The organism is Alcanivorax sp. NBRC 102024 (assembly GCF_001602235.1).
Classification (GTDB): domain Bacteria; phylum Pseudomonadota; class Gammaproteobacteria; order Pseudomonadales; family Alcanivoracaceae; genus Alcanivorax.
Genome location: NZ_BDAS01000003.1, coordinates 40,826 through 56,131, shown reverse-complemented (window position 1 = coordinate 56,131; position 15,306 = coordinate 40,826). Strand labels below are relative to the sequence as shown.

General features: G+C 54.2%; 12 protein-coding genes. 9 read left to right on the top strand and 3 right to left on the bottom strand.

Annotated elements, in window-relative coordinates:
- Both A0251_RS06540 and A0251_RS06535 read left to right on the top strand, forming a co-directional pair.
- Complete coding sequence (locus A0251_RS06540; protein ID WP_062816061.1) at positions 1-1,101, top strand: hypothetical protein; 1,101 nt, start codon at positions 1-3, stop codon at positions 1,099-1,101.
- Between the two features lie 11 nt (positions 1,102-1,112).
- Entirely contained in the window at positions 1,113-3,527 is a 2,415-nt protein-coding gene (locus A0251_RS06535) for a DUF6160 family protein (protein WP_062816060.1), read from the top strand.
- 366 nt (positions 3,528-3,893) lie between these two features.
- Here A0251_RS06535 and A0251_RS06530 read toward each other — a convergent pair whose 3' ends face one another.
- The gene (locus A0251_RS06530; RefSeq protein WP_062816059.1) at positions 3,894-4,712 is read right to left on the bottom strand and encodes a pyruvate, water dikinase regulatory protein; all 819 of its coding nucleotides are present in this window, start codon (positions 4,710-4,712) and stop codon (positions 3,894-3,896) included.
- 464 nt (positions 4,713-5,176) lie between these two features.
- Between A0251_RS06530 and ppsA the strand changes: the two genes are divergently transcribed.
- Both ppsA and A0251_RS06520 read left to right on the top strand, forming a co-directional pair.
- Entirely contained in the window at positions 5,177-7,549 is a 2,373-nt protein-coding gene (ppsA, locus tag A0251_RS06525) for a phosphoenolpyruvate synthase (RefSeq protein WP_062816058.1), read from the top strand.
- A gap of 220 nt (positions 7,550-7,769) precedes the next feature.
- Entirely contained in the window at positions 7,770-8,072 is a 303-nt protein-coding gene (locus A0251_RS06520; protein WP_062816057.1) for a Rieske 2Fe-2S domain-containing protein, read from the top strand.
- An 87-nt stretch (positions 8,073-8,159) separates the two neighbouring features.
- Here the strand turns inward: A0251_RS06520 and A0251_RS06515 are convergent, their stop codons facing one another.
- On the bottom strand, positions 8,160-8,807 hold the full coding sequence (locus A0251_RS06515) for a lytic transglycosylase domain-containing protein (protein ID WP_062816056.1): 648 nt from the start codon (positions 8,805-8,807) through the stop codon (positions 8,160-8,162).
- Between the two features lie 360 nt (positions 8,808-9,167).
- Here A0251_RS06515 and gorA point away from each other — a divergent pair, with 360 nt between their 5' ends.
- Positions 9,168-10,532, top strand: coding sequence for a glutathione-disulfide reductase (gene gorA / locus A0251_RS06510; RefSeq protein WP_156478253.1), 1,365 nt, complete (start codon positions 9,168-9,170; stop codon positions 10,530-10,532).
- Between the two features lie 63 nt (positions 10,533-10,595).
- Here gorA and A0251_RS06505 read toward each other — a convergent pair whose 3' ends face one another.
- On the bottom strand, positions 10,596-11,939 hold the full coding sequence (locus A0251_RS06505; protein ID WP_062816054.1) for a cytochrome P450: 1,344 nt from the start codon (positions 11,937-11,939) through the stop codon (positions 10,596-10,598).
- 590 nt (positions 11,940-12,529) lie between these two features.
- Here A0251_RS06505 and A0251_RS06500 point away from each other — a divergent pair.
- The 4 genes from A0251_RS06500 to A0251_RS06485 all read left to right on the top strand — a co-directional run bounded on the left by A0251_RS06500 (position 12,530) and on the right by A0251_RS06485 (position 15,229).
- Positions 12,530-13,312, top strand: a complete 783-nt coding sequence (locus A0251_RS06500) for a ParA family protein (RefSeq protein WP_062816053.1) — start codon at positions 12,530-12,532, stop codon at positions 13,310-13,312.
- Positions 13,302-13,712, top strand: a complete 411-nt coding sequence (locus A0251_RS06495) for a YkvA family protein (protein WP_062816052.1) — start codon at positions 13,302-13,304, stop codon at positions 13,710-13,712. Before A0251_RS06500 ends, A0251_RS06495 begins: the two co-directional genes overlap by 11 nt.
- Positions 13,690-14,292 (top strand): DUF805 domain-containing protein, encoded by a 603-nt coding sequence (locus A0251_RS06490; RefSeq protein WP_231866190.1) that lies wholly within the window; start codon positions 13,690-13,692, stop codon positions 14,290-14,292. Before A0251_RS06495 ends, A0251_RS06490 begins: the two co-directional genes overlap by 23 nt.
- 142 nt (positions 14,293-14,434) lie before the next feature.
- On the top strand, positions 14,435-15,229 hold the full coding sequence (locus A0251_RS06485) for a hypothetical protein (RefSeq protein ID WP_062816051.1): 795 nt from the start codon (positions 14,435-14,437) through the stop codon (positions 15,227-15,229).
- Positions 15,230-15,306: the final 77 nt, after the last annotated feature.

Below are 15,306 nucleotides of genomic sequence, written 5' to 3'. Positions count from 1 at the left end.
ATGCTAATTATAAGAATAAAAAAATGTCTTTCTATCTCTTTGTTGTTGCTTGCCGGGCAGGCCTCCTCAATGGTTGAAATGAGTAATGACGAAATGGAAACGGTGGTTGGAAAGGGGTTGATGGTCACCGAAACTATTGCAGGTTCAGGCGAGTGGAGTGATTTTTCCTATATGCGTATGGGGCTTGACGCCAGAGTTTCCTTGAATGCCAATATCGATAAATTGCAGCTTGGTTGTGGGGGGTTCAACGAATCAATTGCAAGCCAGGCCTGTGATATTGATTTTGATTTTGTGCGTTTGATGGGGCGTGACGGAAATCAGGCCGGTACTGTTGGAAGCGATTTTGTTCTGACTCGCCCTTATATCGAGATCGCGACCAAGGGTAGCGGCACTACAAGAGAAATCGTCGGCTTTAAGGTGGGTTCGCAATCAGCTGATGGATATTTTGGTATTGGTCGTACCTATAATAATGGAGATACAAACCTGGAAAATGGTGGTGTATGTGGTGAGGATGGTGATCGCCTGCCATGTCATTCAGGTATCAATAGCCTTAGTGGTTATATCAATGCGGAAATTTCTGGCAATGTCCCAGTGAGGGTGCTGGGCGGAATTTTTAGCGGTGATGGGTGTTTTGGGCAGACAAATCTGAACTCGCGTTGTGTGAATAATGCTCCCGTTTTCCAAGAAATAGTGGGCACTCGAGTTAACCAGCTTGTTGCAACAGGACTCGAGCTCGACATTGATTTGGGGATATTGGCTAGCCTGGTTGGTATTGATACAGCATATGCTAATTTATATGAAGATCTTCGCTTTATTCATGGTTTTGCCTTTCAGAATACAGCGAATTTTGGTATTTCCCTGCAGCGTGAGCAGATAGCATGGCCTACCTACGATAAAAGCGATTACGCCGAACCTGCTAACGCAGGGTGGTGGTTGAATGTCCCTTATGTTGCTACAAAAGATATTGCTGGTGACGAAGTGTCAATCTCGGGTTTAGGCGATGTTGTTAGTGCATTGCAAGAGGAGGGGGTGGATTTAACTAATATTGAATTGAATTTTGAGCCTCCTAAAAACTGCTTCGGTTCTGCTAATTTCTGTTAATGGGTGCGCCCATGAATAAAATAATAAGCACGCTTACGACCGTAATTGCTACGGTTATGCTGGGAGGGTTGTCATTGCCATTGCAGGCAATGCAGCCCCTTGATGATGCTGCCCTCTCTGGAGTCAATGGTCGAGATGGTTTAACCGTAAATCTGCAAAGCAGCAACGCCGGCATTACTGCTGACAACATCAAGGTCACTCTGGATGATGATCAACTTTATGAGGGCTCAATGTCATTGGGTGGCATCAGCCTGGTTGGCAAAAGCGACTTGTATGACCCTCTGGCGCTTGCTGATGCTCCTGTTTTTTTTACCAATAAATTTGATTTTGGCAGTGTAAATGGTGATCCGCGTTTAGCTTGGCAGCTGTCCCTTGATGGACCAGCACGGCTGTCGGTAGATAGTATGTCGTTGGGCAATAGTAGTCGGTCTTTCGGTTCAGTGGTGTTGGAGGCTGGGGATGCGGGGTTGAGTTTGGTGAACAAGGGATTGTTCAGCATGGACACGACCGATGCTTACTTGAAAGGTTATATCACTGATGCTGCCCTCTTTTATCGGCAACTATGGCACGCACACCCTTACATGGTAATGGACAACCTGGATTTACTCTGGGAGATGCCCAGTGGCACCTTGGGTGTAACTGATTCACCAGTCGGTGATGCAAATAGTTATGGGATTTACATGTCAAGTGGGGATAGTACAAGTAATGGCACGGGATCTTTGGCCGATAGTCTGATTAACATCGGTCTGAAATTTGATCTTAATTACCGTTTCCCTGTAGATGGGCAGCCTGGTTGCGATGGTGCCAATTGTACTCCTTATATAAGCAATGATGAGTATGCAGCACCTATGCTTCAATTCGGCTGGCTAGGGGCCCTCAAGGATGCCCGTCTAATTTGGGGGCCTGGTGGAGCCTGGGCTTCGGACGGCAGCTGGGATGACCAAAACAGCCGTCCAGGTGGGCTTCGCCTTGAGTCCCGATGGAACTACGTAACAGCTGCGAATGCAGCCACATTGGGAGACCCAGAAAAAGAATTTCGTTGGCGGTTTGCCGAAGCTGGCGGTGAGCAGGTGGGTATAGAGCTTGGCGACTGGCGAAACATGCCGGGTGTTGATTATGCCCATGATTGGAAACTGATCGCCATGGATGTTATTCCCGGTGGCAGTGGTGGCCCTGGTGGCCTTAGCGGAGGACTCTGTTGGGGCGGCGCTAGTAATGACAGCAGCACCGCATGCGGTGGACAGGGCGAGCTTCTGCGCTTATCTGCTGGTGACGTAAATGGGCTTGGCTTCGATTCAGAAGAAGATTACGACGCCTTGGCGATAATGGTGCGCGACGGCAATATTCTTGCCTACTCCAACAAAGTCAATATTCTCGGCGCCACTGAAACCATTGATGTTGGTTGGGGGCTGATCTATACCCTAGCTAATGTCGATGGCAATATTTATCTCTACCCTGGTGGCAACCCGAGTGATGACGTCGCACTTGGAGGTCAAGGTAATAGCCTGCAATCCGGTATCTACGGCGATATTCTGTTAATGGGCCAAAGTTTGAACGACAGTGGCGATCAAATGTTGCCTCTTAACCGTGCAGAAAACTGGGATGGCAATGCTGATTATTGGGATCATGAAAACTTCTGGGATCGTGGCATGCATTTCATGATTGCCGACACGGAAGCGTGTGAAGGTGGTGCTCTTGATTGTGCTCCTGGTGAAGAAGGTATGGGCATAGGCTTAATCGGCAGCAGCCTGTTGATTGGAGCCAATGATACACGTATTTGGGTGAAGCCAGCGTGGGACGCAGACACTTATAACGGTGGTATTGATTTGCTATCCCCTCAGGCACGCATCGCGCTCAATGGTGTTTTTGGCGGCGGCACTATTCCGAATGGCGAGCAGCTTGTGACGGGCGCTTTGGTGGATATTAATCTGGAGGGGCTTCTTAATCTGCGACTCTCCCCATCACCGAATGATTGTGCTGATGTCGGTGGCTGTTTTCTTGGCTATAGTATGGCCGCACGTCTTTATGATATAGGTGAAGATGGACTATACCCGCAGGGCAGTAATGAGCTTGCCAGTGGCCGAGGCTCTTATATCGCAGTAGCAGAGCTTAACCGGCCTGATATGGCGTACACTCTGGGCAATATCACTGGGGATTTTGCCATTACCAATGGCAAGGCAGATATGATTGACAAAGCAGAAGAAGGCGATGATAGCTACAAGCTTCGCCTCTCTAATGATATTTTGTTTGGTTCAACCGCTAATGCCAGGTTGCTTAATGGTGTCGAGGGTGGGGGTGTTTTACCAGGCGCTGAAACAGCTCAGCCATTTATGATTAACGACATTGCATTGGGGCCGGATAGGATGGGTGCCGTGGCAATTCCGTCTGGACAGTGGCACCTTTCCACTACATTACGCCCGCAATGACTCTTAAATGGGCGTTAGCTGAAACTCGAAAGCTCGCCTTTCCAGCAGTGCTGGAATTTTCGCAATCAATCCCTGCCGATAATTCTCTAACGGGATAAAATATGGTGTGTAGGTTCAAGTGATATAACGCAGAAGCTAGTGGATGCAAGCCTTTTATTCTCAAAAAAAGTGCTAAACCAAAGCATGAATCGGGGGGCAGGAACTTCCCTAAAACGGAATCTCTACTGGTGACACATCGGTATCTTCTCTCAGAATACCGTATCCTCCCCGAATCGCTCTGCCAGCGGATGGGGACTCCTGAGCATGCTCAAAAGGGCTTTGCTATATATTGAATCGTTTATAAGCAAGTTCTTATAAAGTGTTATTTTACTGCAGCCGCCGCTTCAATCCCTTCATCGCCAGCACCCGCGTGCTGATTTCCTCGATCGACAACTCCGTGGCATCCAAGTACGGGATGTTGTGCTTGTTGTACATGGCTTCCAGGGCTCTCAACTCCATATCACACTGACGGAGGGAGGCATATTTGCTGCCGGCTTTGCGTTCGCTGCGGATGGCGCTGAGGCGGTCGGCGTTTATGGTCAGGCCGAAGAGTTTGTGTTTGTGCTCCATGAGCGGCTTGGGTAGACGAAGGTCGTCAAAGTCGTCTTCGGTGAGCGGGTAGTTGGCGGTGAAAAGACCGAACTGCAAAGCCAGGTAGAGGCAGGTCGGCGTTTTGCCCGAGCGGGACACGCCAATGAGGATGACGTCTGCCTGGTCGTAATGACGGGTGCGGGCACCATCGTCGTTGTCCAGGGCGAAATGCACGGCGTTGATACGGATTCGGTAAGACTCCGCATCCCGGATAGCGTGGCTTTGATTGATCTTGTGGCTTGAGCGCACCCCCAGCTCGTCTTCCAGGGGGTTGAGAAACGCCCCGAACAGATCCAGTACCAGGCCGTCACAGCCGTGGAGCAGGGTTCGGTGGTCACTGTTGACCAGGGTAGAGAACACCACGGGCTTTTGGCCGTCTTCCCGGGACGCCTGGTTTATCCGTGCCACGGCTTCACGGGTCTGCTCATCCGACTGCACGAAGGGCAGGGTGATCTGCACGAACTCGATATCGCCGAACTGGCTGAGCATGCTGTGGCCGAGGGTTTCAGCGGTGATGCCGGTGCCGTCAGAGAGATAAAACGCCGTTCTTTTCATGGGGATCAGCCGTTTTCTGTGCCGCAGGAGCGGCGCTTGAGCCGCGTATTGACTTGCAAAAAGGCGTTGCCAGTCGTTCGCAGCTCAGGCGCCGCTCCTGTGGGGGTTCGTAAGTCATTGTTTTCAATGATGACAGTCTAGAGCTCGCCGTTGTCCGGGGCCAGTGCTATCTGCGAACTATTGGCCGGCAAATTCGGGAAATCCCGCCTGGGGCGTTGTCCCTGCCTTCACATCCTTCTAAACTGCGCCGCACAGGCTGGCCCAATGGTTAAATACCCTTTCATTTTCAATGGGATAGACAGGCCAGGCAAGTCGCAGCTCGCTGCAGATGCAGGGATTGACCAAAGTCGTACCCAAATTACGACGAGGGGCGGGCAAACTGTGCGGGTTTTGAGTAGAATGTCGGCTCGATTAGCGCCGGCTCAGGCCAGTAATCAACGGTAATACGTAAAAAGGAGACGACCTTGGCGGAATATGTAGTCTGGTTTCAGGACCTGGGGAAAAATGACGTTGAACGCGTAGGCGGCAAAAATGCATCCCTCGGTGAGATGATCAGCAATCTGTCGGCAGCGGGTGTCTCCGTTCCGGGCGGTTTTGCCACCACCGCTGAAGCCTTTCGCGAGTTCCTCGAGCACAACAATCTGACACAGAAGATCAATGACGCCTTGAGCGCTCTGGATGTGGATGATGTGGTCGCCTTGGCCAAGACCGGTGAGCAGATCCGCCAGTGGGTGGTGGATGCACCTTTCCAGCCCGCTCTGGATAGCGCTATCCGCGACGCCTATGCACAGATTGGTGAGGGCAACGCTGATCTGCCGGTAGCGGTTCGTTCTTCCGCTACCGCAGAGGACTTGCCGGATGCGTCCTTCGCCGGCCAGCAGGAAACCTTCCTGAATATTCGCGGCATCGACAGTGTGATGATTGCCGTCAAGGAAGTGTTTGCCTCCCTGTTCAATGATCGCGCGATCAGCTATCGCGTTCACCAGGGTTTTGACCACAAACTGGTGGCCCTGTCTGCGGGTGTGCAGCGCATGGTCCGCTCAGAAACCGGTGCCGCCGGGGTTATGTTCTCCATGGACACCGAATCCGGTTTCCGTGATGTGGTCTTTATCACTGCCTCCTACGGTCTGGGTGAAATGGTGGTGCAGGGCGCGGTTAACCCTGACGAATTCTACGTTCACAAAAAGACTCTCCTGAACAAGAAGCCTGCCATTCTTCGCCGTAATCTGGGCAGCAAGATGCAGAAGATGGTTTACGGTGCTGAAGCGTCTGCGGGCAAGTCCGTCAAGATTGTGGAAGTCGATACGGCAGAGCGCATGACGTTCTGTCTGAACGACGAGCAAATCGAGAACCTGTCCCGTCAGGCCATCGAGATCGAAAAGCACTACGGCATGCCCATGGATATTGAATGGGCGCTGGATGGTGACGACGGCAAGCTGTACATCGTGCAGGCCCGCCCGGAAACCGTGAAGAGCCGCTCCGATGTGAATGTGATGGAGCGCTACCTGCTCAAACAGACCGGCAAGGTATTGGTGGAAGGCCGCTCCATTGGCCAGCGTATTGGTGCCGGTAAAGTGCGCATCGTTACCAATATCAAGGAGATGGACAAGGTCCAGCCCGGCGACGTGTTGGTCACCGACATGACAGACCCGGATTGGGAACCGGTCATGAAGCGTGCAGCAGCGATTGTTACCAACCGTGGTGGGCGCACCTGCCACGCGGCGATCATTGCCCGCGAACTGGGTGTTCCCGCCATTGTTGGCTGTGGCGACGCCACCGAGGTACTCAGTGACGGTCAGGAAGTTACGGCTTCCTGTGCGGAAGGCGATACCGGCAAGATTTACGAGGGCCAGCTGGAATTCGATATTCAGCGCAACTCCATTGAATCCATGCCCAAACTGCCATTCAAGATCATGATGAATGTGGGCAACCCGGACCGTGCCTTTGACTTTGCCGGTTTGCCGAACCAGGGCGTCGGTCTGGCCCGTCTGGAATTCATTATCAACCGCATGATCGGTGTGCACCCGAAAGCGCTGCTGAACTACGATACCTTACCCAAAGATGTGAAGCAGAACGTGGACAAGCGCACCTCCGGTTACGGTGATCCGGTGGATTTCTACGTGGAAAAGTTGGTCGAGGGGATTTCCACCCTGGCCGCGGCTTTCCATCCGGAGAAGGTGATTGTTCGTCTGTCCGACTTCAAGTCCAACGAGTACGCCAACCTGATCGGCGGCAAGCTCTACGAGCCGGAAGAAGAGAACCCCATGCTGGGCTTCCGGGGTGCCAGCCGTTACATCAGCGAAAACTTCCGGGATTGCTTCGAGCTTGAGTGCCGCGCCCTGAAGAAAGTGCGTGACGTCATGGGCTTCACCAATGTGGAAATCATGGTGCCCTTCGTCCGGACTGTTGGCGAAGCCGAGCAAGCGGTTGATCTGCTGGCCAAGAACGGACTGAAGCGTGGTGAAAACGGTCTGCGCGTGATCATGATGTGCGAGCTGCCCACCAACGCGCTGCTGGCCGATGAGTTCCTGCAGCACTTCGATGGCTTCTCAATCGGTTCCAACGATCTGACCCAGTTGACGCTGGGGCTGGACCGGGATTCCGGTATCGTCAGCCATCTGTTTGACGAGCGCGATCCGGCGGTCAAGAAGTTGCTGAAGATGGCTATCGATGCCTGTAACGCCCAGGGCAAGTACATCGGCATCTGTGGCCAGGGGCCATCTGATCATCCTGATCTTGCCAAGTGGCTGATGGAGCAGGGCATCTCTTCCGTGTCCCTGAACCCGGATTCCGTCCTGGATACCTGGTTCTACCTGGCGGAGAAGCATGGCAACTGATTAGCCTGCTTGATCCATCTGGTGCCTCACGGCAAAGTAAAAAGCCCGCTATTGCGGGCTTTTTACGTTAGTGGCAATGTTGGCGACAAGACGCTTTACAGCCGCTCATGCCTCTTGAAAGTGACAACCTGATTGGAGCCTGATTGGGCGATGGGTTGAGGTGGCGTTGAGGCCGCCATTCAAGGTCGCCGGGTGTATCGAATCGGAGAGAAGGGAAGCCATGTTTCATCGCCTGATCAGGACGCTGGATTTATATGATGGCTTGAGATTGCCCGTAAAAGTCGGTCGGCTTGAGCTTTTGCTGGTCCATGAAGAGGGCGAAACCCGGTTAATGCAGCGTCGCTGCCCCCATGCAGACTTTGCTCTGGATCGCTGCACCATCAGTCATGGGGAGCTTCGCTGCCCAGGGCATGGATTGACCTTTTCCCTGCGGAGTGGCCGCTGTCTCGATGGCAACTACCAGCTGCAGCAATACCGAATTGACTACGACGGCCCCTGGCTGGGTGTGGATTTGTCTCCCTAACCACCGGCTTCAACACAGAAAATCGGGCTGACTGAACAGGACGACTCTCTCTTCTTTTGACGGCACGTGCCAGAACGGCCAGGCGTCTTATTGAGGGATGGGGGAGGCGTAGACCACTTTCTCGTCACCCAGGCCTGCGACAAAGTGGCTGCTGTAACGATGGCGCAGTTGTTTGACCTTACGCACATAGGCCTGGGTCTCCTTGAAGGGAGGGATGCCACCGTAGCGGCGCACATTCCCTTCGCCGGCGTTATAGGCCGCCAGGATATGATCCAGGGTAGAGAACTTGCCTTTCAAGTAGGCCAGAAAGCGGGTTCCGCCAAGAATGTTTTCACGGGCATCAAACGGGTTGCTGACTTTCAGATAGGCCGCCGTTTCGGGCATTAGCTGCATCAGACCCTGAGCTCCCACACGGGAGATGGCCTTCGGGTTAAACAGGGATTCCGCATGGATTACGGCTTTCACCAGCGCCGGGTCGACCCGGTGCTGGCTGGCTGCGAAAGTGATCAGGGTATCGTAACGGTCACGCTCTGCATCGCTTAACGCACGGGGCTGGTAATTCCATCCCTTGCGGATGGACAGCAGAGTATGGCCACTGCCAACCCGGTCCTGTGGCTGGTCCGTGAACAGAATGGTGCCATCGGCGGCGCGATACTTGTAGATATCGCTTGCCGCAGCACTTGAAAAACTGATCATGCCGCTCAATAGCAGAGCCAGCAGCCCGGTCAGTCGCATTGTGTCCCGTTCCCCATTGGATGCGTGCTGTTTCAGACGCGTTATTGTTTTCGTGAAATGCCTTACCAAGCTATATGCAGACTATATAGCAACAGATTAGCATTTCTGATGGACGTTACCCCCATGGTACCGCTGCGCCCGTTGATGTTGACCCCAGTTCGATAAAGGGTCATTTTCACGTGCTGAGCGTCGCGGCTGATCCAAGCCAATCATACTATCGCTGCGGTCATAGCCCAAGTGACGTGGCACACATTCCGGTTTGTCCCTGCTATTGCCGTTTGCTATGGGTGGTATCAGCGGGGACGTCTTGTGAATCTTCTCGCACTGCGCACAATGGGGTCTAACTTGAAGGAGTCAGCAGTGACAAAAGAATTCGACCTGGTGGTAATCGGGGCCGGTTCCGGCGGTGTTCGAGCGGCCCGTATGGCGGCAAGCCACGGTGCTCGGGTAGCCATCATTGAAGAGCGGTTTTTTGGCGGCACCTGCGTGAATGTGGGTTGTGTCCCCAAGAAGCTGTTTTCCTACGGGGCGCATTTTCCTCAGGAATTTACCCTGGCAGAGGATTTCGGTTTTACGCTCAAGGGCTGGTCCTTTGATTGGGCAACCCTGCGAGATAACAAAAGCCGGGAAATCCAGCGCCTGAATGGTATTTACCAGCGAATTCTTGACCAGGCCGGGGTTACCGTTTTTGAGGGACATGGCAAGGTGCTGGGCCAGGGGCGCGTTGCGGTGGATGACCAAGAGCTGAAAGCGGCGAACATCCTCGTCGCTACCGGCGGCAAGCCTTATGTGCCGGAGTTCCCGGGCTCAGAATTGGCCCGAATCTCTGACGACCTTTTCTACCTGGAGGCGCTGCCTGACACGGTGGCAGTGGTAGGAGGAGGCTACATCGCCACCGAATTCGCTGGCATCCTGCACGGGCTGGGCTGCCAGGTAACCCAGATTTACCGCGGTGACCTTTTCCTGCGCGGATTTGACGGCGATATCCGGCAGTTTGTGGCAGAGCAAATGCGCGGGCAGGGCGTGGACCTGAAGTTCAATGCCGACGTGAGCCGTCTTGAAGTCGTGGGCAGCGGCAAACAGGTCACCTATCATGATGGCAGCCAGCAAACCTTCGATGAAGTGTTTTACGCCACCGGCCGTGTGCCGAAGCTGGATGGCCTGTTCGCAGACGGTGCTGTTCCGGCATTGACGGATAAAGGGGCGATCCAGGTCGATGCCGGGTTTGCCACTTCCATTCCCGGGCTTTATGCCTTGGGGGATGTGATTGACCGTGTTCAGCTGACACCTGTGGCACTATCTGAAGGGATGTGGCTGGCTGCAAAATTGTTCGGAGAGAACAAGCCGTCATCGCCCATGGATTACCGCCATATCGCTACCGCCGTATTCAGCCACCCCAACATTGGCACTGTCGGCCTCACCGAGGAAGATGCGTTGCGGCAGACCCCTGCCGTCCGGGTTTACAAAAGTGGTTTCCGCCCCATGCGCTATACCTTGGGTGACAAACAGGAGCGCAGCTTTATCAAGCTTATCGTGGACGATGAAAGCGACAAGGTGCTCGGGTTGCATATGGCCGGGGAGGACGCGGCGGAAATCACTCAGGGATTTGCCGTGGCCATCAAGATGGGGGCCACCAAGGCTGATTTTGACGCCACGGTGGGCATTCACCCCACGGCGGCGGAAGAGCTGGTCACCATGCGTCAGGGAGAAAGAGTTACCGCCTGACGATCAACCTATCGTTTCCCGAGACGTAGGCGCGTCGCTGGCGGCGCGCCTACGGTCCGGGTGTCAGATTCTCTCCAGTGTTACAGGTAACCCATCCCCGGGAACCGGCAGGCTGGTGGTATCCACCGGCATTTCGTAATCCTGTGGCACAGTCCAGCGGTAATTGAGCAGCACCTGGTGAAGAATGGCCTTCACCTGCATCTCCGCAAAGTGCAGACCGATACATTTGTGGGCACCGCCCCCAAACGGCACCCAGGCATAGGGATGCACCTTGTCTTCCCGGCGAGCGTCGCTGAATCGCTCCGGATCAAACTTTTCCGGTTCCGGCCAGTACTCCTCCATGTAGTGTGTGAAGTAGGGCACCACGTTAATGAAGCTGCCGCGGGGGATAAAGAACCCTTCGTACTCCACATCCTTGACTGTCTTGCGAGGCAGGGAGGGCACCGGAGCGCAGAGCCTAAGCGCCTCTTTCATGGCCATGCCGATGCCCTCAAGCCGTGGCAGATCCTCGTAGTCCAGACAGGTTTTGCCGAGGGCCTGGCTTTCTTCGCGCAGACGTTCCTGCCATTGCGGATTCTTGGCCAGATAGTAGAAGAGGGTGGAAAGCGTGATGGTGGAGGTGTCGTGTGCCGCCATCATCAGAAAGATCATGTGGTTGACCACGTCGTCATCGCTGAACTGCTCACCCTCTTCGGTTTCGGCGTGACACAGAACACTGAACAGATCGGAATCCCGGCTTTGGCGTTTTGCGGCAATTTCCTTGCGGAAAAAGGCTTCCAGAACCTTTCGGCCCTTCAGTCCTTTTGACCAGCGCAAACCGGGCACACTGGTGCGCACGATCGCCGTGCCGGCGCGAACGGTATCCACAAAGGCGCGATTGATGTCGTCAGCCTCCGGGCCCAGCTCATAGCCCATGAACACATCCGTTGCCAGGTCCAGAGTGAGTTGTTTTACCGCATTGAGCACGTGGAAATCGGGGATCGATTTCCAGGGGGTAATCCCGGTGGTGATGTGCGGGCCCATTCTGTCCAGGTAGCCTTTCAGCACCTCGCGGTTGAAGGCCTGCTGCATGATCTTCCGGTGCCAGCGATGTTCCTCGAAATCCAGCAGCATGATGCCGCGGTGAAAAAACCGGCCGATAAAGTAATCCCAGCCCTGATGATTGGAGAACAGATCGCCGCGGTTGAGCATAACGAATTGATTGGCATCAGGACCGAGCAATTGCACCATTTTCAGCCCGAAAACGCTGGTCCAGGACACGGGGCCGTATTGGTCATACCGCTTGCGCATCAAGCCGATGGGGTCGCGCATGAAGGAGAGGGTGTGGCCAATTAGCGGCAGCCCCTTGTCACCGGGTACGGCCCGAAGCGGGCTTTGGGTGGGCACGGGGCAAAACGGTTGCGACATGAATCTCTCCTCATAAACAGTCCGTTTACTATTAGCCTGATAGCGCCTGAACCTCAACACAACTAAACAGATTTCGTACTGGCATTTCCTGGGGAACGGCGAGTCTGAACCGGCAATCCGATGCTTGCAGAGGGTGAGCTTCCACAGCGCAGGTCCGCGGTTTTCTCCTTTTGAAGCACCACGCCGGCAATAACGGTATGGCTTTCTCTGGATCGCATTGATTGCGAATGCACGAGTTTGGCCAGGGCCATGTGTTGTTTTTTTGATCGGCAGGACTTGGGCAGCCCAAGGGGCGTGGCTGTGGGCAGTCACTAAAGGGTTATGCACCCGGTTATCCACAGAAACTGTGGATAGAAAAAGAGGGCCCATGGACACTGGGAGAGCCTGTACGGCCTGTGTATGATTCGGCAACAAACAAAATTCCTGCAGATGCCTGCCTGGTTCGCGTTGAATCGTCTTTCCGGTTAAAGGGGCCTGTCGCCTGATTCGAATCGAATCGGGGCCAGAGCGCCAATGCCCGAACGCGCAAGCCCCGGCGGAACGGGTTCTGCAGTTGATCTGCCAGTCTGCTGTATTAAGGAGAACAAGGAATGCGTCGTGTGGTCTTTAACCAGAAAGGGGGCGTGGGGAAATCCAGCATCACGGTAAACCTCGCCGCCATCAGTGCTGCCGAAGGCAATCGCACCCTGGTGGTGGATCTGGATCCGCAGTGTAATGCCAGCCAATACCTGTTGGGGATGCCTGCGTACAGCAATGGTGAGGGCCCCAAACCCAATATCGGTACTTTCTTTGCCCAGACGCTGTCGTTTCGGTTGAAAGAGAAGGACGCCCGCGAGTACGTGCATGCCACTCCTTTCGAGAACCTGTTTGTTTTGCCTTCGGATGGTGAGCTGGGCGAAATCGAGCATATGCTCGAATCCAAGCACAAGATCTATAAGCTCCGGGGCCTTCTGAAAAGCCTGGCAAAGGATTTTGACGCGATCTTTGTGGATACTCCGCCGGCCTATAACTTTTATACCCTCTCCGCCTTGATTGCGGCGGACCGGGTGCTGATTCCTTTCGATTGTGATGCCTTCTCCCGCAAAGCACTGTACACACTGCTGGAAAATATTCAGGAAGCCCGGGAGGACCATAACGACGAGCTTCAGGTGGAAGGGATTGTGGTCAATCAGTTCCAGCCCCGCGCCCGATTGCCTCAGGAGCTGGTAGCATCCCTGGAAGAAGAGGGCCTGCCCATGTTGAGTAGCAAGCTCTCTGCCAGCGTGGTCATGCGGGAATCCCATGAACAGGCCACACCGCTGGTGAATTTGCAGCCCAAGCACAAGCTGACCGAGGAATACCGGGCACTGTTCCACGAGCTCAATGGCCGCTAATCCATTTCGTCGCCAGGCCACCCGCCGCGCCGAACGTATATTGCGTTCGGCCACCGCCAGTCGCTGGTTGGCCAGGGCGGTGTTCAGCCGCTCTGATCAGTTGCAGCAACGGCTGGGCGAGGCGGCAGGGCAGCTCAAACTCCTGGCCGCGATGCTGCTTGATTGGGCCACAGGGCGCTATCGGCAGGTACCCTGGGCAACCCTGCTGACCATCACCGGGGCGTTGGTGTACTTTTTGATGCCTCTGGACGCCATTCCTGACCCGATTATCGGCCTAGGTCTGCTGGATGATATGGGGGTGCTTGCCAAATCCTGGCAATTTGCCCGCCAAGACATTGAAAGCTACCGAGAGTGGCGTGATAGAAAGGGGGATATCCGTGCCGACGAGAAGCAGGACTGACGACAGCGACGCCATCTTCAAGCCGGGTTTTAATGGCCGCGGCAACCTGGTTTACGAACCCTTGTCAGTGCTGAGCCTCAGCCAACGGCTGGGACGGCTGCGCTATGCCTGTTACCAATTTGCCGCATGGTTCACCGGGTTTTTGCTGATTGCCCTTGCCATGCTGCTTTCCGTGGAGCTTGTCCCTGGCCTCGTCGGTATTGGTGTCACGCTGATAGTCGGGCTGCTGTTATTGCTCTACACGGTGGGGCTGATGGTGCGCCGGCTTCATGATATGGATATGAGCGGCTGGTGGGCGCTGCTGTCCCTGGTCCCTGTGCTGAATCTGCCCTTTCATCTATTCCTATACCTGGGTAATGGCAGCAGCTCCATGAACCGCTACGGCACGCCGAACCCGCTACCGAGCGGTATTGTTATGCTGTTCGGCGGACTGTTCTGGTTTATTAATGTGTTTTCGATTATAGCTACCATCGCCTTCATGGTAATTGCGTGGCTGGCTCCGGAATGGTTGCTGCCCTACCTGTCACAAATACCGGATAGTTGGTCGGCTTCGGGTCGCAATTGGATGGAGGTATTTTGATATCAATGTCAGGTTCCTCTCTCTTACGAATTTTGTGATAGTGTTTACTATAATTTCGTCATTGCTTGCCTGGGGCAGGCTTGATCAGAGCAAAAACAAACAACACACAACAACAATTAGCGATCTGGAAAAGGGAGTAGTTATGGGCAAGCGTCTGCTGGGGAGCCTTTTGGCCATCGCCTTGCTGCCAGTGCAGGGGATGGCAGCCATCACCAATGCCGATCTTGAAGAACTCGAATTATCACTGTGGAAATTGCGCACAAACTTTCATATGCTGACGGTGATGACAGGCAGTGATACCTACGCCTCGGAACTGAACAAGACGATCTCACAGGCCAGTCAGGCGCTTTCCAATTTGAAAGCCAGTGCGGAAGGCAGTGAAGAGCGTCAGTTTGTCATGGACCTGGAAAAGGACTGGGCTCTCTACATGGATGCTGCCAAGGGCAATACCATGGCAGAGCAAGGCTACACCAATGCCTACGTCATCAAGGACGTGAATGAGCTTCCCGCTATCATGGCGGAAAAAATGGATACCTTCGGGAATGCCTCAGGTGGACAGTACGATGAGATTCGTGAGCTCTCCGCCTATCTGCAGCGGATGACATCGGAATACCTGAATGTGGCTGCGGATCCGGCCGGCGGTATGGCTGCCGGTTCCGATGAGGGGCGGCTGGATTTCAAAAATGCCGTACCGGAATTCGAGAAAATGCTCAAAGCGGCCCAGGCCCAGTATGCCGGCGATGAAGCCATGACCCGGGCACTGGATCAGGTAGCGGTAAAATGGAAATTCATTCGTCAGTCCATGGTGAAGTTCTATGAAAATGCGGTGCCGTTTCTTATCTACCGCTATACCCGGCAGATGGTAGATACCATGGAGCAGGCGATCAGCCTGGCTTCAACGGATATGGCCAAGCCCACCTTTGGGCCCGTTGAATAGTCACAACGGCCATTATTCAGATACATTGTGCCCCCGCTAACGGCGGGGGTTTTTCATGGGGTTGAAAAGAGGATATC